The 19,039-nt window shown below is 61.3% G+C and carries 19 protein-coding genes; 7 read left to right on the top strand and 12 right to left on the bottom strand.

The features are described from left to right. Positions 1 to 8 precede the first annotated feature (8 nt). From cofE to ACQY7X_RS02390, 12 genes are read right to left on the bottom strand one after another with little or no spacing between them, the layout of a single operon-like run. Complete coding sequence (gene cofE, locus ACQY7X_RS02445; RefSeq protein WP_428248256.1) at positions 9 to 761, bottom strand: coenzyme F420-0:L-glutamate ligase; 753 nt, start codon at positions 759 to 761, stop codon at positions 9 to 11. A 33-nt stretch (positions 762 to 794) separates the two neighbouring features. Next, positions 795 to 1,028: a MoaD/ThiS family protein gene (locus ACQY7X_RS02440; RefSeq protein ID WP_428248255.1), complete on the bottom strand. Its 234-nt coding sequence runs from the start codon at positions 1,026 to 1,028 to the stop codon at positions 795 to 797. Between the two features lie 26 nt (positions 1,029 to 1,054). After that, a complete protein-coding gene (gene fgd, locus ACQY7X_RS02435) occupies positions 1,055 to 2,059 on the bottom strand; it encodes a glucose-6-phosphate dehydrogenase (coenzyme-F420) (protein WP_428248254.1) in 1,005 nt (334 codons plus the stop codon). Between the two features lie 33 nt (positions 2,060 to 2,092). Further along, positions 2,093 to 4,483, bottom strand: a complete 2,391-nt coding sequence (cofH, locus tag ACQY7X_RS02430) for a 5-amino-6-(D-ribitylamino)uracil--L-tyrosine 4-hydroxyphenyl transferase CofH (RefSeq protein WP_428248253.1) — start codon at positions 4,481 to 4,483, stop codon at positions 2,093 to 2,095. 7 nt (positions 4,484 to 4,490) lie between these two features. After that, positions 4,491 to 5,465 carry a phosphogluconate dehydrogenase (NAD(+)-dependent, decarboxylating) gene (gene gnd, locus ACQY7X_RS02425; protein ID WP_428248252.1) on the bottom strand — a complete coding sequence of 325 codons (975 nt, stop codon included), beginning with the start codon at positions 5,463 to 5,465 and terminating at the stop codon, positions 4,491 to 4,493. Positions 5,466 to 5,484: 19 nt separating this feature from the next. Next, positions 5,485 to 6,198, bottom strand: coding sequence for a carboxymuconolactone decarboxylase family protein (locus ACQY7X_RS02420; protein WP_428248251.1), 714 nt, complete (start codon positions 6,196 to 6,198; stop codon positions 5,485 to 5,487). Positions 6,199 to 6,209: 11 nt separating this feature from the next. After that, positions 6,210 to 9,590 (bottom strand): molybdopterin cofactor-binding domain-containing protein, encoded by a 3,381-nt coding sequence (locus tag ACQY7X_RS02415; protein ID WP_428248250.1) that lies wholly within the window; start codon positions 9,588 to 9,590, stop codon positions 6,210 to 6,212. Further along, positions 9,587 to 10,051, bottom strand: a complete 465-nt coding sequence (locus ACQY7X_RS02410; protein ID WP_428248249.1) for a (2Fe-2S)-binding protein — start codon at positions 10,049 to 10,051, stop codon at positions 9,587 to 9,589. The genes ACQY7X_RS02415 and ACQY7X_RS02410 overlap by 4 nt, the downstream gene beginning before the upstream one ends. Beyond that, a complete protein-coding gene (locus ACQY7X_RS02405; RefSeq protein ID WP_428248248.1) occupies positions 10,048 to 10,974 on the bottom strand; it encodes a DUF1177 family protein in 927 nt (308 codons plus the stop codon). Before ACQY7X_RS02405 ends, ACQY7X_RS02410 begins: the two co-directional genes overlap by 4 nt. Positions 10,975 to 11,007: 33 nt before the next feature. Next, positions 11,008 to 12,021 (bottom strand): LLM class flavin-dependent oxidoreductase, encoded by a 1,014-nt coding sequence (locus ACQY7X_RS02400; RefSeq protein ID WP_428248247.1) that lies wholly within the window; start codon positions 12,019 to 12,021, stop codon positions 11,008 to 11,010. 1 nt (position 12,022) lies between these two features. Beyond that, positions 12,023 to 12,730, bottom strand: coding sequence for a GntR family transcriptional regulator (locus ACQY7X_RS02395; RefSeq protein WP_428248246.1), 708 nt, complete (start codon positions 12,728 to 12,730; stop codon positions 12,023 to 12,025). After that, positions 12,730 to 13,077 carry a hypothetical protein gene (locus ACQY7X_RS02390; RefSeq protein WP_428248245.1) on the bottom strand — a complete coding sequence of 116 codons (348 nt, stop codon included), beginning with the start codon at positions 13,075 to 13,077 and terminating at the stop codon, positions 12,730 to 12,732. The genes ACQY7X_RS02395 and ACQY7X_RS02390 overlap by 1 nt, the downstream gene beginning before the upstream one ends. Between ACQY7X_RS02390 and ACQY7X_RS02385 the strand changes: the two genes are divergently transcribed. The 7 genes from ACQY7X_RS02385 to ACQY7X_RS02355 all read left to right on the top strand — a co-directional run bounded on the left by ACQY7X_RS02385 (position 13,076) and on the right by ACQY7X_RS02355 (position 19,034). After that, entirely contained in the window at positions 13,076 to 14,212 is a 1,137-nt protein-coding gene (locus ACQY7X_RS02385; RefSeq protein WP_428248244.1) for an ABC transporter ATP-binding protein, read from the top strand. The genes ACQY7X_RS02390 and ACQY7X_RS02385 overlap by 2 nt on opposite strands. Beyond that, complete coding sequence (gene pepE / locus ACQY7X_RS02380; RefSeq protein WP_428248243.1) at positions 14,209 to 14,913, top strand: dipeptidase PepE; 705 nt, start codon at positions 14,209 to 14,211, stop codon at positions 14,911 to 14,913. Before ACQY7X_RS02385 ends, pepE begins: the two co-directional genes overlap by 4 nt. 10 nt (positions 14,914 to 14,923) lie before the next feature. After that, positions 14,924 to 15,793, top strand: coding sequence for an FAD binding domain-containing protein (locus tag ACQY7X_RS02375; RefSeq protein WP_428248242.1), 870 nt, complete (start codon positions 14,924 to 14,926; stop codon positions 15,791 to 15,793). Then, complete coding sequence (locus tag ACQY7X_RS02370) at positions 15,790 to 16,272, top strand: (2Fe-2S)-binding protein (RefSeq protein ID WP_428248241.1); 483 nt, start codon at positions 15,790 to 15,792, stop codon at positions 16,270 to 16,272. Before ACQY7X_RS02375 ends, ACQY7X_RS02370 begins: the two co-directional genes overlap by 4 nt. A gap of 87 nt (positions 16,273 to 16,359) precedes the next feature. Then, complete coding sequence (locus tag ACQY7X_RS02365; RefSeq protein ID WP_428248240.1) at positions 16,360 to 17,367, top strand: ABC transporter substrate-binding protein; 1,008 nt, start codon at positions 16,360 to 16,362, stop codon at positions 17,365 to 17,367. A 33-nt stretch (positions 17,368 to 17,400) separates the two neighbouring features. Further along, entirely contained in the window at positions 17,401 to 18,234 is an 834-nt protein-coding gene (locus tag ACQY7X_RS02360) for an ABC transporter permease (RefSeq protein ID WP_428248239.1), read from the top strand. Next, entirely contained in the window at positions 18,231 to 19,034 is an 804-nt protein-coding gene (locus ACQY7X_RS02355) for an ABC transporter permease (RefSeq protein ID WP_428248238.1), read from the top strand. Before ACQY7X_RS02360 ends, ACQY7X_RS02355 begins: the two co-directional genes overlap by 4 nt. Positions 19,035 to 19,039: the final 5 nt, after the last annotated feature.

Raw genomic sequence — 19,039 nt, 5'->3', positions numbered from 1 at the left:
CTCCGATCTCAGCGGAACAGATCATAGGCTTTGTCCCGCAGCAATTCGCGGGCATCACCAGAGCGGAAGGAGAGCGGAAAGCCGCGTACATGTACAGCCGGCAGGCCCTCTGCGGCCTGGCCCATCAGCAGTGAGGCTGCCGCCGCCAGTTCATCGGCGATAGCAACCTCGGTATGGCGCAGGGCGCGGCCATTGCGGTCGGCGATGCCGCGCATATCCCACAGAGCCGGTGGGCCGCTGACGCCGATCGCGGTGCCGATGGTGCCGTTGCGCCAGGCGCGACCGAAGCTGTCGTTGATTACCACGCCGATATCGCGGCCAAGCTGCTGCTGCAATGCTCGGCGCAGGCCGGCGGCACTGCGATCAGGGTCTTCCGGCAGCAGTAATACCGTTTCATCAGTCTCACCCTCGACATTCGAGGCATCGATGCCGGCATTTGCCATCACCATGCCAAGACGATGTTCGACAATGATAACGCCGGGGCGGCAGCGCACCACTTTTGCGGATTCGCGCAGGATCAGCTCCACCACGCGCGGATCCTTACCGGCTTCCGCCGCCAGGGTTAATGCACGGCTGCCGGGCGTCACATCGCGCAGCCACACCATGCGGTCTTCGGCCTTTGACACGATCTTCTGTGCTACAACCAGCACATCGCCATCGGCGGCAGCAATATCGTTGCCGCGCATCGCATCGGCCAGCATCGCGCCGAGATCGTCTCCGGCCTGGATGGTCGGCAGGCCGGCAAGTGCGGTGAACATCATGCGTCGTGACATATGGTTGGGGCCTTTGGCGGTCTAGCCGCCCTCCATATGCGGGAAGAAATCTATGGCGGCACCATCCACCAGCCTGGCCGTGAGTGGCACGGCAACATTGTCGATGGCCGCCAACCAGACATCATGCTGTGCCTGCAGGCGTTCCAGCAGTTCAATGACGCAGGTTTCCTCCGGCAAAGCCAAGCGCTGGCTCGCGGCGCCATCAGGCAGAAAGCGCCGCAAGTCGCCGTGCATGTTCACATCCACATGGATCATGGCCGCCAGTATATGGCCGTTTTAGTTCAGCCGAAAGCGGCCCGCAGCTTCGGGATCACCCGCTCGGCATACAGCCGGATGAAGCGTGCCTGATCCGGCCCAGGGGCATGGAACACCAGATGACGGAAGCCAAGCTCGACATAGGGGCGGATACGCTCCACCTGTTCGTCAGGATCGGTGGAGACGATCCAACGGCTGGCAGCGCGTTCCAGCGGCAGTGCATCGGCCAGGCGCTCCATTTCCAGCGGGTCTTCCACGCTGGTCTTCTCCTCGGCCGAAAGTGCCAAGGCGGCCCAATGGCGGGTATCTTCCAGGGCGCGCTGGGCGTCGGTATCGAATGATACCTTCACCTCGATCATGCGGTCGATGCTGTCGGAGGCACGGCCGGAAGCCTCCAGGCCGGACGAGACATTCGGAAGCAGCGTTTCCCGATACAGCGCCGGTGCCTTGCCGCTGGTGCAGATGAAACCTGAGGCAACCTTACCTGCCAGGGTCGCGGCAGTGGGGCCGGCGGCGGCGATATAGATCGGCACCGGGTTCTCCGGGCGATCATAAATCGTGGCATTCTCGGTGCGGTAATATTCGCCCTCGAAGGTGACGCGCTCTTCGCGCCACAAGCGGTTCATCAGCGTGATGGATTCCTTGAGGCGGCCGAAGCGCTCCTTGAAGCCAGGCCATTCTATGCCGATGGCCGGTACTTCGTTCAGCGATTCGCCTGTGCCGACACCCAGGATGATGCGGTCCGGGAACATGGCGCCCAGCGTGCCGACGGCCTGTGCCACCACGGAAGGATGGTAGCGGAAAGTCGGTGTCACCACGCTGGTGCCGAGCAATACGCGGCTGGTGCGGGCACCGGCAGCGCCCATCCAGGCGAAGGAATAGGGCGCGTGGCCGCCAGTATGGCGCCAGGGCTGGAAGTGATCACTGATGAACACGGAATCGAAGCCGGCATTTTCCGCCAGGCAGGTGAATTCCAGTAAGGCCGAAGGGGTAAACTGTTCCGCCGAAGCCTTGTAACCGATCTTGAGCAAAGCAACCTCCGTTGCAACAATACAGGATGGAAATCAGGCAATATGGCGTGCCAGCGCCTTGGGATCGCCGGGAGATGTCAGCACCACAGGCAGTAGATCGGCGGCGGCTTCGGCGGCGGCTTGGCGCTGCTTAGTCACCGGGCGATAGAGCGTGTCGCGCTGCATCGGCACGCGCCCGATACCCTGGATCAAGGCTTGCATCGCGGCTGGCGGCATTTCCTGGCCATGCTGGGTGCCGGCGGCACGGGAAATACTTTCGTTCATCAATGTGCCGCCCAGATCATTGGCGCCGGCGCGCAAGCAGAGTTCAGCACCGGCATTGCCCATTTTGACCCAGGAAGTCTGGATATGGTCGATCTGGCCGTGCAGTGCCAGCCGCGCCAGTGCATGCATCAGGATCGCCTCACGCAAGGACGGGCCGCGCCGTGCGCCACCTTTCAGGAAGATCGGTGCTTCCATGGCGACAAATGGCAGTGGCACGAATTCAGTGAAGCCGCCGCTGCGCTGCTGCAGATCGCGGATCGCCAGCAGGTGCAGCGCCCAGGATTCAGGTCCATCAATATGACCGAACATGATCGTGGCCGTGCTGCGCAGGCGGGCATGATGGGCCGCTTCCATTACTTCAAGCCACTCGTCGGCCCCCAGCTTGTCCGGGCAGATCACGGCACGCACCGCAGGATCCAGGCTTTCCGCCGCCGTTCCAGGCAGGGTGCCGAGGCCGGCCTCGCGCAGGCGGTCGAGGAAATCCGGCACACTGATCCCCAGCGTGCGTGCGCCCTGGCTTACTTCCAGTGGCGAGAAGGCATGCACATGCATCTGCGGCACGGCGCGTTTCACAGCACGGCAGATTTCCAGATAGGTCTCTCCGGTATACTCAGGATGGATGCCGCCCTGCATGCAGACTTCGGTGGCGCCACGTTCCCAGGCTTCGATAGCGCGACGGCTGACCTCTTCCAGTGCCAGGTCGTAAGGTTTGCCGCGCAAGGCTTCGTGGGTCTTGCCCTTGGAGAAGGCGCAGAAGCCGCAGCGGAAGTAGCAGATGTTGGTGTAGTTGATATTGCGGTTCACCACATAGCGCACGGTATCACCGACGCTATGGCGGCGCAGTTCATCGGCGGCATCGCACAGGAAGCGGAAATCCCGATCGCGCGCCGTGAACAGTTTCGCCAAGGCGGCCTGATCCAGGCGTTGGCCGGTGGCTGCCTTGGCGGCCTGCCGTTGGATGCTGCTGTCAATCTCAGCGAGATAGGGCCGGCGCGTTACGTCGTTCAGCGCCCAATCGGAAAGTGCCAGACCAGGTGCCCAGCTCTCGCCGCGTGCCAGGCCCTCGCTATCGCTTGCGCGCAGTGTTGCCGGCAGCACTGCGGGATCAAGCCAATGCGCCGGTTGGCTCAGGTAACGCGGATATATTGCAAGCCGCTCGACCAGCAAATGCCCGGCATCCGCCGTGGCGCAGGCCAGGGCTTCGATCTGTGGCCAGGGTGCTTCGGGATTCACATGGTCGGGCGTCACCGGGGAGATACCACCCCAGTCGTTCAGGCCGGCACCGATCAGTGCGGCGTAACTATCCGGCGATAGGTTCGGCGGCGCCTGGATATTCATCTCAGGGCCGAGAATTATGCGAGCCACGGCAATGGTCCAGCGCAGATCGTCCAAATCCGGCTCTGCAGCACCAGCCAACTTGGTGCCAGGCTTGGCGCGGAAATTCTGCACGATCACTTCCTGGATATGACCATGGCGGGCATGCAGTTCGGCCAGTGCCAGCAGCGCCTCGATACGCTCGGCACGGGTTTCGCCGATGCCGATCAGGATGCCGCTGGTGAACGGGATTGCCAGTTCGCCGGCTGCCGCAATGGTGGCGAGGCGCACTGCCGGGTCTTTATCGGGCGAGCCGAAATGTGGTCCGCCACGCTGGCACAGCCGAGCCGACGCACTTTCCAGCATCAATCCCATGGAAGCCGAGACCGGGCGCAACATCGCCAGTTCGTCCCGCGTCATCACGCCAGGATTGAGATGTGGCAGCAGACCGGTCTTCTCTAGTACGGCACTGGCGGCATGAGCCAGATAATGCAGGGTGCTCGGCATGCCCATGGCATCCAGCGCAGTGCGTGCGGCGTTGTAGCGGTCCTCGGGCTTGTCGCCGAGCGTGAACAGGGCTTCGTTGCAGCCGGCACGGCGGCCCTGTTCGGCAATCGCCAGTACTTCATCAAGGCTGAGATAGGGCGGGCGCTTCTTGCTTGGGCGTTCGGCAAAGGTGCAGTAATGACATACATCACGGCACAGCTTGGTCAGCGGTATGAACACCTTGCGCGAATAACTTATGCGCCGGCCATGGCCCTGGTCGCGCAGGGCGGTCGCCTCGGCCAGCAATTCCGCCAGCGGGAGCTGTTCCAGATCGCGTGCGAGGGACAGGGTATGGGTCATGAGCGGCTCACTTGCTCTCCACATGGCCGCCGAAGCCGGCGCGCATGGCAGACAGCACCTTTTCGGCGAATTTCTCGTTACGCCGCGAACGGAAGCGTGCGAACAGGGCGGCGCTCAGCACCTCCGCCGGGACCGCCTGTTCCACCGCCGCCTGCAATGCCCAGCGCCCCTCGCCTGAATCATTCACCTGGCCGGAATAGGCGGCGAGATCGCCGTCCTTGGCCAGTGCCGTGGCAGTAAGGTCGAGCAGCCATGAGGTGATGACACTGCCGCGCCGCCACACTTCCGCAATATCGGCGACATCCAGATCGAGCCGGAGTGATTCAGCTACATGGTCATCGCCGGCATGATGCATGATGTCAAAGCCCTCGGCCATCGCCTGCATCATGCCATATTCAATGGCGTTATGAATCATCTTCACATAATGCCCAGCACCGTTGCCGCCGGCATGCAGATAACCTTGCTCGACGCGGGGGTCTCGGCTGTCGCGGCCGGCTGTTGCCACGATCTCGCCACGGCCGGGTGCCAGCGTTGCGAAGATCGGATCAAGGTGCTGCACGGCAGCTTCAGGGCCGCCGATCATGAGGCAATAGCCACGTTCCAGGCCCCAGACGCCGCCGCTAGTGCCGACATCAAGATAGACCAGTCCCTGCTTGCTCAGGGCGGCAGCCCGGCGAATATCATCTTTCCAGAAGCTATTGCCACCATCGATCAGCATATCGCCTGGTGCCAGCAGGCCGGCCAGGGTGTCCAGAGTCTCCTGGGTGATGGCTCCCTCCGGCAGCATCAGCCAGATGGCACGCGGCGGTGCCAGTGCCTGTACCAGACCGGCCAGGCTTTCGGCAGCCTGAGCGCCTTCACCGGCCAATGCTGTGCGCGCGGCGGCATCGCGATCATACACCACGCAATCATGCCCGGCACGCAGCAGGCGGCGCACCATGTTGGCGCCCATCCTACCTAATCCCATCATGCCGATCTGCATATGCTGTCTCCTCTGATGCTCAGTTGCGGCCATCAAGCCCAAGCAGCTCGGCGCCTTCCCAGGCCGTGGTCATCGAGTCGCAGAGCTCCATAATCTGAACTACCTCAAGCACTTCTGCTTCGCTAGTGCCGAGCGCACGGGTCTTGTTTTCATGCACTTCGATGCAGCCATCGTTGAAATTCGACGAATAGCCATGGTTCTTCAGCGTGATCGCCATGGATAGAAGCTGCACCCCGCGCTCATCGATGCTGCGCGGCGACAGCTTGATAGCGTCCGAGCGCTGCAGGTAAAGCCGCAGCCATTCGCCATCGGCGCTGTAGACCCGGAAGCCGTTGGCGACGTATTTCCGCGTCTCAATGATTTTCTGGTAAATATCGGCGAGCGTACCCTGGCGGGGCGGCTTCACTTCCGGGAACAGGCCGGAACGCCACAGGCCCAGCAATTTCTGCGCATCCTGGAAGCCGCGCAGACCACGATAGAAATCCAGAATCTTCAGCACCAGGCGCAGATCGTCATCCGTGGCGCCAGCCGCCAGCGCGCGCTGGCGGTGATGCTGTGCGGCGGCGGCATAGCGGTTGATCACATAGCCGGCAACGAAAACCAACTCCCGCAACTTAGGCGTCAGTTGACCGGATTCGACGCGCGCGAAGCGCTCACGCATGGCATCGAGCCAGGATGGCTCGCCCTGGAATACAGCCAGGTAGGTTGGTTCAGGTGCGGAAAGGGTGGTCATGTTTGTCTCATTCAGGCACGCGCCGCTATGGCGCTGGTTATCGCCCGCTCGGCCAAATTGACCAGCAGGTGGGTCTTGTGGGCGTTGTTCTGCAGAGGCAGGCTGCCATGCACTGTCATTGCCGCGGCTGCCGCAATTGCGGCAGCATTTGGTTTGCCGGCTGTGAGCAAGGCATGTTCGGTGGCTTTGGCGCGCATCGGCAGCGGTGCCACGGCACCTAGCGAGATACGGACATCGCGTAGACTGTCGCCATTCCAGCCCAGCCGCACAGCTACAGAGGCTTCGGCAAAGTCGCTGCGGCGCACGGCAAATTTTTCGAAAGCATGACTGGTGTTGCCAGGCAATGGCAGTTCAAACCTCAGTATGGCTTCGTCGGAGGCGACGCAGGACAGGCCGGACCAGTGATAGAAGTCAGCCATCGGTACGCGGCGCTCGCCGCGCGGGCCAAGAATAACGGCTGTAGCGTCGAGTGCAGTGAAGATTGGGGCCAAATCGGCCGGGCAGGGTGCGGCACAGCGCTTGGAGCCCATGATCGAGTGGAAGCGTGAATTACCTTGCACGGCGAAGCAGGGGCAGGTGCTGCCGCCGAGCTTGTAGCAGGGGAAGGCGCTGCGGAAGAACCAGCAGCGCTTCTCCTGGCAGAGATCACCGGCCACGGTGGCGACTGCCCTGATCTGCGGCGTGGCGATCAGTTCCACGCCATCGGCCAGCATCGGCAACTTTTCGCGAACCAGACTAGACTTAGTGATTTCCGCCAGTGGCGTGGCAGCCCCGATATGCAGGGCGCCATCCACGAGGGCAAGACCGCGCAAGGCAGACACACGCGAAGCATCAACCAGCAGATCGGTATCGTAGATACCCTGTCGCAAGCCGACGAACAGATCGGTCCCGCCACCGAGAATACGGGCCTTGCGGCCGGGCTGTGCCAGGGCGGCGAGCAGGCCATCAAGGTCGCGTGGCGCCACTACATCGGGTTTCACGCCGGTCTTTGGCAGTTTGGCGAATTTGGTGCCGATTTTGCGCAAGGCGGGGAAGACCGCGTCTGGATAGGCCGCACGCACGGTGGCGACTTCCAGATTGTAGGGGCGCATCCAGGGCTTCAGCGGCAGCTTCTGTCCTTCCCGCTCCACCAGTTGCGGCAGCACGCGGTCCGGGCTCATCGGTAATTGCTTGAAACGGATGCCGGTGGCATGGGCCACGGCATTGGCGATGGCGGCGATGGTGGCGTTGATGGTCGGTTCGGCCCCGGCCTTGGCGCCGAACGGACCTTCCGGATCATTGGTCTCGATCAGGGCGATATCGATGGGTGGTGCATCACCGATGCGCGGCACCTTGTAGTCGAGGAAAGAGGCATTCACCGGCCTGCCTTCTTCGAAGATCAACTCTTCCTGCAAGGCCATGCCGATACCCTGCAGGATGCCGCCGTAAATCTGGCCTTCCATGGCGGTGGGGTTCAGCGCGCGGCCAACATCCTGGGCGGCGACGATCTTCAGGATCGTCACCTTGCCGGTAGTGGGATCAACTTCCACTTCCACCGCCTGGGCGCCAAATACATAAGTGGCGGCGTAGTTGCCGATGCCGGTGGCCGGATCCGGGCGTTCGCCCGGTGTGGAGTAGCGCGCTTCCGCATCCAGCGGTGCGCAAAGCAATGCCACCTCGGCAATACTGGCGCTCCGCAGCGGGTCGGCGAGTGTCACATTGCCATCGGCAAACATCAGATCATCGGGATTGCAGTTCCAGTGCCTGCCAAGCTGTTCGGCGATCTTGCGTTGCAGGGCCTGGGCGGCGCGCAAAGTGGCATTGCCGGAGACAAAGGCGACGCGTGAGGCGGCGCTGCCGAGATCAGGCGGCGCCGCGTCTGTATCCATATGCGAGACCTGCACGATCTCGCTCGGCACGCCGAGGCCCTCAGCTGCCACCTGAGCCAATGTGGTGTTTTGCCAGGTGCCGGCATCGGCGGTCTGGGTGTGCACCACGAATTCGCCGGTACGCAGCAATTCGACGCGCGTGTTGGAATAATTGCCTTCCTGGTAGATGACACCGCCGCTGGGATGGATCATCGCCGCGATGCCGACACCGCGATACTTGCCCGGCGACTTGCGTTTCTCTGCCCAGCCGATGCGCCGCGCCACTTCGTTCAGGCAATCCGACAGGCCACAACTGCTGATCTTCCAGCCCAGCGGCGTCACATCGCCGCTCTGGTTGGCTTGTGAGAGGCGGTATTCCAGGGGATCGCGGCCAAGGCGCTCTGCGATCTGATCCATATGGCTTTCAATCGCCCAGATCGTATGCGGCGCACCCATGCCGCGATACTGGCCGCCCGGTACCTTGTTGGTATAGACGAGGTCGCAATCGTAATGCGCTGTCTTCACCCGGTAGAGGCAGGTGGTGCGCTGGCGCGAGGCGCCGACATAGGTGGGCGCATAAGCAGTATAGGCGCCATTGTCGATCTGCAGCGAAGTGGAACGGCCCATGATTGTACCGTCAGCGGCAACGGCGGTACGGATACGGATGCGCTTGGCGTGATCGGTCTTGCCGCTGATGAATTCCTCGCGGCGATCCAGCAGCAGACGTACCGGACGACCGGTTGCCAGTGAAAGCCGCGCGGCCAAGGCTTCCTGTTCGCAGATTTTCGATTTGCCGCCGAAACCACCACCAACCTCTACGCCACGGATATGTACGCGCTCAACTTCAAGGCCGAGCACATGGGCCACTTCCTTGCGGATGAAATACGGCGCTTGGGTAGCGGTCCAGAGTGTCAGGTCGCCAGTGGCGGCATCGAAGCTCGCCACCGTACCATTGGTTTCCATGCAGGCTGGCACTACCACGCCATGGCTGAACTCATCATCAAATACATGGTCAGCCTTGGCAAAGGCTTGATCGATGGCACCATAGTCGCAGCGGAAGCGGATGGCCAGATTGCGCCCGCCAGCCATGTTGGCCGCATCATGTAGGGCCGGGGCATCGGGCGCCAGCGCCGCTTCAGGCGTCAACAAAGCCGGTAACGGCTCATAGCGCACATTGATCAGGCGCAGTGCCTGTTGTGCCAGTTCCGGCGTTTCCGCAGCCACGGCGGCAACTTCTTCGCCTTGGAAGCGCACGACATTGACGGCCAGCGGATAGCGATCAGCATAGCTGCCGCCAAGCTGTTGGTAGCGCCGGCCCGGAAAATCGGCGGCTGTGATCACCGCATGGATACCAGGCAGGGAGCGGGCCGTTGCCGTGTCAATTTCCAGGATGCGGGCATGAGCGTGCGGGCTACGCAGCACGGCCGCTGTCAGCATGCCTGGCAGGGAGATGTCGTGAGTGAAGCGGGCCTCGCCGCGCACGCGCAGCTCCGCGCCCTTTTGCGGGATGCGGCGGCCGATTTCGCGTGGCATCGCCTGCGTCATGCGTTGCCCTGCTGTGCCACGCTCAGCACCGCCTGAATGATCTGGCGATACCCGGTGCAGCGGCAGATATTGCCGGTGAGGCCATGCACTATGTCGGCTTCGGTAGGGTGTGGATTCTGCGCCAGCAGGGCGCAGGCAGCCATGATCATGCCGGAGGTGCAGAAGCCACACTGCGTTGCGCCGTGATCGATGAAAGCCTTCTGCACTGCGTTAAGCCGACCGGCATCGGCCAAGCCTTCTATGGTGGTGATGCTGCCATCTGCGGCGCGATAGACCGGGTAGAGGCAGGAGCAGACTGCCTGACCATCAAGCCAGACGGTACAGGCGCCACATTCGCCATTGCCGCAACCAATCTTTGTGCCGCGCAGGCCAAGCTGTTCACGCAATACGCGCGCCAGAGGGGTCAGCGGCTCGGCATCGACACCGTGCTCCTGGCCATTGACCTGCAGCGTCAGATTCACGGCGCGGTTTTCCCCGCGGTCTGCAGATGGTGCATCGAGCCATACAGCGCCTGCAGGCTCTTGAACTCAGCTTCATCATGGAAGGCGCAGATCCCCCGGCCCAGATTCTTCGCCACTTCGATGGAGAAGCGCACTGATTTCTCGATATCGTCGAGTTGCGTGGCGCCGGTGGCGCTACCGGGTACAGCCACCCGAGCGGTTACGGCAATGCCGACCACTGGTTTGTCGGTGTAAACCGAAGGCTGAAGGATCGAATTGATATGGAACAGGTTGTTGGCGTAGGGCGTGATGTCCTGGGTGCTCAGCGGCATCACCACCGCCGGTTCCGCAGTCACGATTTCCAGGATGTCGATCAGGTCGCGGCTTACTGGCAGGATATAGCCTTCGCGCACCGTCGGCGTGATGGCGATGCCCTTGTGATTGACCACGCGATTGCCGCGCGAGGTGTCGATGCTCAATACGGCGGACATATCGGGATGCAGCTCGGCGCGGCCAAGCTTCACGCGGTCCACCGGCGCCGACATGAACGGCACCGGTTGATGCGGACGGGTCGGTGCTGCTGGGCAGATATGGGTGGAGATGATCACATCGCCTTCCAGCTGGTCGCCCTTTGCCGCCATGGTGGCAAGCTTGGCGGCTGCGGCCACGGCCGCGATGGCGCCGTCGGCGTCAGAGACCATGCCGACCTGTGCCGGTCGTGCACCGATACCGCCGAGCTTGCCGATGATGCCCAGCACCGGCGCCTTCTTGCTGCGGCCGGGAATGCGGATCTGCATGAAGTCAGTGTGATGGCGCTCCGAGGTCATGCGCTCGACACGGATATCCTCAACCCCCTGATCCCGCAGGAAATCGGCGACGGCATTGCCATCGACCAATGCCGAATCCAACAACTCATAAGCATCGATCACTTGCCGCAATGCCATAGTCGACGCCCTTTGCTGTCTTTAGTTCTTTGCTCAGATGTTACGCACGCTCGGCAGCACCTCGCTGCAGAACAGGGCGGTCATTTCGGGAATGCTCATGCCGGCTGCCGGGTAGGGGAGCAGGATCACATGATCGATGCCGCAGGCGTGGATGGTGCGGATACGATCGATGCATTCCTGCGGCGTGCCGGAAATGGAAAGCTGGCCTGCAAGCGAGTCACTCACCGTATCGCGCATTGCCTGGTCATAGTCCGGTGAGCGCGAATAGCCAAAACGTTCCAGTTCCTCGAGCAGGCGTGGCGCGCTTTCGCCAAGGATTTCCAATGCTTCCGGCGTAGAGCGGATGGTGCGGCCGATCGCCGGCTTCACCGCGGCACGGGCGGCATCACCATCCCTGGCTACCGAAGTATAGGCCCAGACGGCAATTTCCGGGCGGCCACGGTCTGGCGAACGCTTCTTGATGCCGGCGCCGATCTGATCCTGAGCCGAGCCGATGCCGCGCTCGGAGGTGAAATGGCCGATGATGACGCCTTCGGCGACTTCGCCGCCCAGCGCCAACACTTTCGGGCCGCGCCCGGCAATGTATACAGGGATTTGCCGTGGCGCTGTGAAGTTGAGCTGCGCAACCTTGGCATAGACCGGCCCTTCAAGCTGCGTGATCGCTTCGCCGGCCCAGAAGCGGCGGCAGAGATCGATGGTCTGGCGCAAAGCCGTGGCCGGGGCATGGCGCTTGATGCCCAAAGCGTCGAAGCCGCTGACACCAGCGCCGATGCCGAGGATGGCGCGGCCGCCTGACAATTCATCCAGCGAAGCCATGGCTGCGGCGGTGAGCAGCGGGTGGCGGATAAAGGGGTCGGTGACGCCGCTGCCGAGGATCGCCTTGCTCGTGCTGGTCGCCAGCGCGGCCAGCGAGACGAAGACGTCCCGGAAGAAGCGCTCGTCTGGCACCCAGAGTGAGAGGTCGCTTTTTTCACATTCCTGGCCCAGGCGGATGAAATCCACGAAGGGCAACTTCGGCAGAACGGCAATCCCCAGCTTGATCGCCATATCAGGCAGCCGCAGCGTCAGAGGTTTTTTTTACCTGGCCGGTCGACGTGGCATCGCGGCCATTATCGAGCAGCAGGGCGGCGGCGCGATGCAGATGGGCGCGCACGATGCGGTCGGCCCTGTCGCCATCGCGCAATTCCAATGCCTCAACCAGCAATTCATGTTCGCGCACGAACTGGCGGCAGGCATCCAGCGTGTGAAGCTGCATATCTTCGTCAGTGAAGATGAATTCGCGCTGATTGTCGAATGCCTGGATGATCCGGGGCGCGCGCGAGGCGTAGGCGACGATCTGATGGAATTCCAGGTTCAGTTCTGCGCGGCGCCGGGTATCGGCCAGGTCGATGGTCATGTTGGCGGCGACATTCTCGCGCAGGCGCTGCAATTCGGCATTGGTGATGTTCTCGGCGGCCAGCCGGGCGGCATAGCCTTCGATGGCGGCACGCATATGGTAGGCATCGGCGAGATCCTGGCGGGGATCGGTCACCACATAACCGCCGCGCTCGGCACTGCGAATCAGGCCGTCCTGCGCCAGCTTGGCCAGGGCCTCGCGCAGCGGCGTGCGGCTCACGCCCATGGCCTGCGACAGTTCAACCTCGATCAAGCGGGTTTCTGGCGGCAGACTGCGATTCAGGATGGCCAGCCGCAGATTGCGGTAGACGCCTTTCCAGGTCGGCTCACGCCGGGGAAGCTTGAAGGTCTCTTCGAGCATTAATGTATCCTGAATACAAACAGCGGCAGGGTTCTGCAACCGAACGCGGGATTATTATCATTGTTTTTAATAGGATAAAAGAGAAATAGGATGAATTTTCCTGTTTGACAATGAATACCGTATACAGGATAGTGCGTCGTCTTGCCGGAAATTAGACGGCTCGACGAGAATACAGGGCGATGCCGGCGCATCCGGTGGCTGTGTTTGTTGGGGGTGGCGGTTGGCTGTGGCACACCGGATTTCGGGCCAGGGGATTTCAGGCCAGGGGATTTCAGGCCGGGGGATTTCAGGTCGGGCGCTTGGGCGCCATGGCGGTCGGCGATGAATGCGCCGTCCCTGGAGGCCATGACACTGGCCACGGGCAATGCTGGCGCCGATGGCCGTGCCATCGTGCCGGTGGATGTGAATATCGACAGTATTTCGGTTGCTTATGGCGATACCATGCCAGTGCGCGATCTTTCGCTGCACGTCCGGCGCGGTGAATTCCTCTCGTTGCTCGGTCCCAGCGGCTGCGGCAAGACTACCACATTGCGCGCCGTTGCCGGTTTCGTCATGCCGAGTGCCGGCGATATCCGCATTGGTGGCCAGTCCGTGGTCGCGGTGCCGCCAAACCGGCGCAATATCGGCATGGTCTATCAGGATTATGCGCTGTTCCCCCATATGACGGTGGCCGAGAATATCGCTTTCGGCATGAAGATGCGGGCGGTGCCCAAGGCCGAGATCGCCCCGCAGGTGCAGCGTATCCTGGGGCAGCTGCAACTTGCTGCCCTCGGGCATCGCTATCCCTCGCAGCTTTCCGGCGGCCAGCAGCAGCGTGTCGCTCTGGCGCGGGCGCTTGTATTCAATCCGTCGGTATTGCTGCTTGATGAGCCGCTTGCGGCGCTGGACAAGCAGTTGCGCGGCGACATGCAGTTCGAACTGCGTGAATTGCAGCGCCGCTTTGGCATTACTACCATTTTCGTGACGCACGATCAGGAAGAGGCACTGTCGCTTTCAGACCGTATTGCGGTGCTGAGCCAGGGTGCCATCCTGCAGGTCGATACGCCACGTCAGGTCTATGATTTCCCGGCCCATCGCTTCGTGGCTGAGTTCATAGGCACCGCCAATATGCTGGCCGGCCGCGTCACGGGCCAGGTTGATGGCGTCAGCCGCATTGAGCTGGATGGCGTTGACGGCAGCTTTGCTCAGGTGGGGCGGCATGGCGATGGTGCGGTGCAGATTTTGCTGCGGCCGGAGCGCATCCAGATAGCGACGGCCTCCGCGCAGCTGCCGCCGGGGTGTAATGTCATGCGCGGCAAAGTGGTCAATTCGGTATTTGTGGGTACCGCGATCAAATATCAGGTCGGTGTCGGCAATGACCTGCTGCTGCGTGTCGATGCGTCGGCAGATCTGCAGGCACCGGCGATGGCCGGTGATGAGGTGATGCTGGCCTGGCGTCCGGAGGATGCCCGGTTGTTCCGCAATGATCGGCTCGAAACATGATTCGGGCTTTACTGATCAGCAATTCCGGCCGTCCGTTCCTGCGGTTCTGCCTGCCTGAGATTGCTGATTTCCTCGGCCCGGTGCGGCGGCTCGGCTATATCACCGCAGCACGCCTCGGTGACGCGGAAAGCCGCTTCGCGGCAGCTGCCGATGCTCTGAGTACCATTGGCGTGGTGGCGGAGCATTTCCAGGCCGATTCTGATCTGCCAGCTAGGATCAAGACAGCAGAAGCTGTGTTTGTCGGTGGTGGCAATACTTATGTGTTGCTGCAGCGGCTGCGCGAATGTGGCGCGCTGGCTGTCCTGACCGACCGTGCGCGTGGCGGCATGCCCTATATCGGCACCAGCGCAGGCAGCAATATCGCCGGCCATAACATCCTCTGCACCAATGACTGGAATGTTATTGGGGCCACGCGCTTCGATGCCATGGGCCTGGTTCCCTGGACGCTCAATCCGCATTACCTGGAAGCTGATCCTGCCATGGCGCCCGGTAGTGAAACCCGGGATGATCGCATCCGTGAATATCATGCTGTGAATACCAATCCGGTACTTGGTATCGAGGAATCGACTGCGATCCGGGTTGAACGTGGCAATGCCACGGTGGTGGGCAGTGGTCGGGTCAAATTGTTCCGCCGTGCACAGCCGGTGCAGTGGCTGGCTTCTGGAGAAGCCGTTCCACTTCATCTCAGCGCGGCAGCGTGAGGCGGGCATAATGACCATGGCCTTCGACTATCTGGAACCGCGCAGCATCGATGAAGGCATTGCCCTGGCTCGCCGCTTCGGCGCGACGGCCAGCTTTATTGCCGGTGGTACGGATCTGGTGATTCAGATGCGGCGCAAGCAGCGCCAGCCGGCACAGGTCATCAGTCTGCAGGCCCTGGATGAGTTGAAGCTGATCGGCTGTGAGGCAGGCTATATCGTGATCGGTGCCCTGGTAACGCATAAACAGCTTGAAGCGTATTTTGCTGACATGCCGGGCATGCTTGGTTTGATCGAAAGCGCGCAGGTGATTGGTGGGCATCAGGTGCGCAATACTGGCACCATTGGTGGCAATATATGCAATGCTTCGCCGGCTGCTGATTTGTTGCCGCAGCTTTTGACTCTGGACGCCGAAGTGGAGTTGGCTGGCCCCGCTGGGCGCCGCTGGCTGAAATTGTCCGACTTCCTCTTGGGGCCGAGGCGTACGGCTCGCGCCGAGGATGAACTGCTGACTCGAGTGCGATTCGCTGAGCCGGCTGCCGGAAGTGCCACTGCGTTCATCAAGGCGGGCCGCCGTCGTGCCATGGAGATTTCACTGATTTCCGTCGCCGTGCACATTGCTGGCGCCAGCACCAGTAATTACGGCCAGGTAAGGATTGCTCTTGGGGCGGCGGCCCCTGTGGCATTCCGCGCCACTGAAGCCGAGGCTCTGCTGCAAGGCGGGCTGCGTGATGCTGCTCTGCTGAAGCAGGCTGGAGCATTGGCGGCGGCGCAAGCCGCGCCGCTCAGCGATGTGCGGGCTTCCGCTGATTACCGTCGCCGGCTGATAGCTGCACTGGTGCCGCGAGCCGTATTGCAGTGCCTGGAAAGGATCGCGTCATGAGTCGGCATGCGCTGTCTCTTACCATCAACGGCGAGCGTTATGATGCGGAAATTCCGGCTGGCGTGACGCTGCTGGAATTGCTGAGAGAGGAATTCGGCCTCACTGGCACAAAGACAAATTGTCTGGAAGCGGAATGTGGTGTCTGCACCGTGCTGCTGGATGGCAAGGCCGTGTGTTCCTGCATCACCCTCGCATTGCAGTGCCAGGGAGGTTCCGTCACCACCATTGAGGGGTTGGCGCAAGGCGGAGAACTGCATCCATTACAGCAGGCTTTCATCGATGGCGGCGCCGTACAGTGCGGTTACTGTATCCCTGGGATGCTGCTCAGCGCCAAGGCATTGCTGGATGTCAACCCACTGCCCGATGAAGCGGCGATCCGTGAGGGTCTGGCAGGTACGCTCTGCCGCTGTACTGGTTACCAGAAAATTGTCGATGCCGTTGGCTGCGCTGCGCGCCAGATGACGCAAACGCGAGCATAAAGCATCGAGGGGATGGATAAGGGTAGTAGACCAACCATAGAAACATTCGGCGATAGCAAAAGGAGCAGGGCCATGAAGGGGACAACGATGATCAGGAAATTTGCGCTGGCGGCCGCATTGGCCGGCATGACTTTCAGCTTCGGCGCTGCGGCGCAGGAGAAGCCGCTGGTATTCATGACCTGGGGCGGGGTGTGGCAGCAGACCTTCGAGAAGCTGGCAAAGGATTATGAAGCGATGACCAAGCAGCCGGTCACTGTCGTGGCCCAGGGTGCTGGCGAAGCCGGGGTTGCGCGGCTCATCGCCCAGAAGGCGAAGCCGGAGGTGGATATCTGGTCCACCAACATGATCAATTACCAGCGCGCCATGAAAGAAGGCGTGATCGTGCCGATCGACAAGGCGCGCATCCCGAATACCGCCAATATCAATGCACCGCTGATCTTCTCCCATGGCGTAACTGCCTGGGTGTCGCTGCGTGGTATTTTCTACCGCAAGGACCTGGTGCCGTTCGAACCGACCAAGTGGGAAGATCTCTGGGATCCCCGCCTGAAGGGCAAGATCGGCGCCCCGGCAGCCAGCTTCGACCCGGGCTACTTCCCCACCATGGCAGCCTTGCTGGCCGGTGGCAGTGAGAAGAATCTGGCGCCTGGCTATGCCAAGCTGAAGACGCTGCGGCCCAGCGTCGTCACTTTCTTCACCAACAATGTGCAGTCGATTCGTCTGCTTGAAGCTGGCGAAGTCGGTTTGATTGCTTGGGGCGTTCTGCCGAACGTGATCAGCTATATCAAGCCTGGCAGCAATTACGGCTTCGTGGTGCCGAGCAAGCCACTGCTGGTGGCGGAAACGCCGCTGACTATTGTGGCTGGCCCGCGCGTCAAGCAGTCCGAGGATTTCGTCAACTTCCTGCTTTCGGAGCCGGTGCAGGCGCAGCTTGCCGAGGCCTTTGGTGCCTTGCCGGCTAACCGCAAGGCCAAGGGTCCGGAAGTAGTGCAGTCGATCCTGAGCAATCTGGATGGCGCTTATCCGATGGACTACGCCCATATGGCCGACAACATGTCGACCATCATCAGCCAGTATGACCGCGAAGTGATTCAGTAAGGTGACCATGAGCGTCGTGAAGGAGTTGACCTGATGCGCTGGAATTTGCGGCCTTTGCTGCTCGTCGGCCCGGCCCTGATCCTGCTGGTTTTCTTTTTCGCGGCGCTCACCACCGTGCTGTCGCTCAGTGTGCGCAATGCCGCTGGCGACCTGACGATTGCCAATTTCGTTGGCTTCGCTTCCGATGGACATTTCCGCACCTATCTGCTGCGATCCGTGCGCATCGCTGGCTATGTCACGCTGATCGTGCTGCTGGCGGGTTATCCGATAGCCTATGTGATGAGTCGTGGCAGCCGTCGCTTCGCCACCTTTATCACCCTTACTCTGGCAATCCAGTTCTTCTCCATCTATGTCGTAAAGATGTATGGCTGGATGCTCATGCTGGGCAATAATGGCGTGATAAACCGCAGCCTTAAGGCAATGGGCCTGATCGATGCGCCGATCAAGCTAATGTACAATGAACTGGGGGTCGCCATCGGCCTGTTCGCTTCCTGCCTGCCACTGATGGTGTTCCCGATCAGCTCCGTGCTGCAGAATGTCAGTGGCCGGTACGAAGAAGCGGCGCGCAGTCTAGGTGCGACTCCGATGCAGGCCTTCCTGCGCATTACCTTGCCGCTCAGTGCTCCCGGTGTTGTCGGAGGCACTGTGCTTGCCTTCGTATTCTGTTTCACCGCCTATCTTACGCCATCCCTGCTTGGCGGCAGCATATTCAAGATGATCGGCAATCTGATCTATGATCAGGCGATTGTCGGCTTCAATTATGCGCTGGCCGGCACTGCGGCCGTGGTCACGCTGCTGGTCAGCCTGACGGTGGTGTTTGGTATCAACAGCATCGGCGCCCGCCTGCTGCCGGGAGGTAACCGATGAGAAGCGCTGTGAATACCACCAGTGATCCACTCTACCGCGTCAGCACCGTGATCGCGGTGGTGGTGTTGCTGTGGATTACCGCACCCCTGGTCATCACCTTCTTCAGCGCCTTCAGTGCCACCACTCGAGCCACATTCCCACCGGATGGTTTTTCGTTGAAGTGGTTCCAGAATGTGTTCGCGCAGCCGGATTTTAAATTGCCATTCTATCGCTCCATTGCACTGGCATTGATTTCCGGTGTTTGTGCCATGACACTCGGCACCATGTCGGCCCTGGCTTTGACCCGCTACCGTTTCCGAGGCCGGGAGGCGATCGATGCAGTGCTGATGTCGCCGTTGATCGTGCCGCAGGTCATTGTTGGTCTGTCCTTCCTGATCTTTGCCGCGCGTACGGATCTTATTGAGAAATCCACCAATCTGGTGATTCTGCATTGTGTGCTGACACTGCCATATGCAGTGCGCGTGATCCGCGCTTCTCTGGCGCGCGTCAGTCCCACGCTGGAAGAGGCTGCGGTCGGTCTTGGTGCATCGTCAGTGAAGGCTTTCTTCCTTGTCACTTTGCCGCAGATCAAGACCGGCATCTTTGCAGCCAGTTTCTTCTGCTTCGTGGTGTCATTCGATAATTTCACCGCCACCGCATTCCTTTCCCAGAGCAATTCCACTTTGCCGGTGGAGATCTACTTCTATATCGAAAGCCGGGTTGATCCGACGGTCTCGGCTATCGCGGCGCTGATGATGCTCGGCACCACTGCTTTTGTTCTGCTGATCGACCGCATGGTGGGTGTGAACCGTATTACCTGAGCCGC

The sequence above is a fragment of the Ferrovibrio sp. genome, from assembly GCF_965278975.1.
Lineage (GTDB): Bacteria > Pseudomonadota > Alphaproteobacteria > Ferrovibrionales > Ferrovibrionaceae > Ferrovibrio.
This window is presented reverse-complemented; position numbering and strand designations above follow the sequence as displayed.